The sequence below is a fragment of the Moorena sp. SIO4A1 genome, assembly GCF_010672065.1.
Classification (GTDB): Bacteria; Cyanobacteriota; Cyanobacteriia; order Cyanobacteriales; family Coleofasciculaceae; genus Moorena.
This window is the reverse complement of sequence record NZ_JAAHHX010000381.1, coordinates 1-2,021: the sequence shown is the minus strand read 5'-3', so window position 1 is coordinate 2,021 and position 2,021 is coordinate 1. Positions and strand designations below refer to the sequence as shown.

The window sequence follows — 2,021 nt, the reverse complement described above, 5'->3', positions numbered from 1 at the left end:
CGATCGCATTAATTGTTGCTGTGCCTTTTATAGGTAAGACTCCTGTATTAGCTGGTTTACAGGAAGCTGGGGAAGTGATTGTCCAAAACATCATGCGCCCCAAAGTGCAGTTGAAATTAGTGGCTAAGAAGAAGATAGTAGAAGTTGATACTGAAGGTAAAGAAAATATTACTTGGCAAGCCCTAGAGAGCAAAGCCATTGTCAAACCAGGAGATACCCTTCGTTACACTGTCAAAGGTGAAAATTCTGGGGAAGTGGAAGCTGACAATCTGATGGTTACCCAACCCATTCCCCGGGCTACCATGTATATCCTTGATTCCGCTAGCAACAGCAATGGAGCAACGATAACTTACAGCATTGATAATGGAGAGACTTTTATAGACAAACCTACTATTGAAGTCACCCTTGAAGATGGCACAGTAGAAACTAGACCTGCCCCTGCTGCAGCCTACACTCACGTTCGCTTTGAGTTTCCAGAAGCCCTCGATCCTAAAGCAGTTTTAGAAGCATCTTATGATGTCACTGTTCGCTAGTAATTAACAATTAGCGATTAGTGATTAGTCATTAGCAATTAGTCATTTGTAAATACAAATAAACTATTATTAATTACAAGTGACTTATAAAGTAAGACTCATAAATTATGACTGTAAGCATTCAGCTGTCAGTCGTCAGCCCTCAGCCATTCCCGTAGCGTGACGCATAAGCTGTTCGCGTAGCGTGGCCAAAGGCCTTTAGCACCTCAAGTAGCGTGCGCGTAGCGCTATAGCTGAATCCTTACTTATGACTAATGACTAATCACTTAAGATGATACTTATGTTATTTATTTTTATAACGTAAGTACAGGGACTTAAATAATTTATTGAATAGCCAATATTACTCATTCTGTCCGTTGTAACAGTTTTTATAGGGCTAAATAAAATTCTGTATTAATACTTATATTTTAATGAATAATAAGTATTGATTATTAGAGGAATTAGAGATTTTAGTAAAAAGCGTCTTACAGCATTGTTATTGTAGCTATTTCGATACATAATAGGTCAGAATAATATAGCATAATAAGTATTAAAAATACATAGATATAGATAATGAAATAATCAGCGCAATCTGCGCTATTTTTTGCTTAAATTTGCGTTTTTTATAGAATAAAATAACTCACTAATTATTATTAAACAAACAAAAAAAACGACATTTTAAATTTTATAAAAACACCGAATTTAACTAAACAAAACTATCCAGTGATTTACTATCAAAATGTGCAAATCAACCCCTTACTGGAAGAAGCGTTTCCCAAAGCTGCTAGCAACAGCTTTAATAGCAGGTATCTTACCCACATCTCCACCAGTACTGTCGCAAACTCAGACAGCTGAAATTTCAGCAACAACTGGTCAGACACCGCTACAGTGTACAGCTCCTGAAACAGTAGAAGCAACTGTGATCAATCAAGTCACTTATCGGTACCAAATGCCTCGTGCTCCGAGGGGAAGATCGTCTCCACCTAGTGAGTTCTTCATTACTGGTACTTCTAGGAAAGTGAACACTGAAACCTCTAAACAAGGAACTCTCAATCTGGTATCTCAGGGGATTCAAGATGGGGAAGGCCAGTTGGTGTTTGGCTTAGGTGCTATGACTGATGCCCTGGAGGATGAACTAGTAACCTTGGGCTTTACTTCAGAAGAAGCCAGCAATGCCAGTATCAAAGCGGTAATGAGTTTTGCTAATTCATCCACTGACACTACCGCTGATCAAGTCATCACTGCTGCCAAAACTGCTATTGAAGAAGCGATACCGAATAAAGCTGTACTCTTAAATGGGGAGAATAGTCAGACAGATCAAGTCATCGCTCTAGTCTTTACTGGACTAGCTCAACAGGGCTTAGAATCCATTGGTATTGCTGAAACCGATACCACAACTGCCCAAAATACGGCAGCTGGCTTAATCCCAACTGACTTAAGTACCACTACTTTTACCGAGATTCGCCAGCAAGCATTTGATGAAGCCCTTAATGCTATCCCTGAACAACA

2 protein-coding genes are annotated in these 2,021 nt (G+C 39.1%); both read left to right on the top strand.

Annotation, left to right across the window (positions count from 1 at the left end; genetic code table 11):
* Positions 1-533, top strand: a 533-nt coding sequence (locus F6K53_RS38510; RefSeq protein ID WP_293085104.1) for a hypothetical protein, incomplete at its 5' end; no start/stop codon positions are given.
* A 718-nt stretch (positions 534-1,251) separates the two neighbouring features.
* The coding region (locus tag F6K53_RS38505) for a hypothetical protein (RefSeq protein ID WP_293085101.1) at positions 1,252-2,021 on the top strand (770 nt) is incomplete at its 3' end.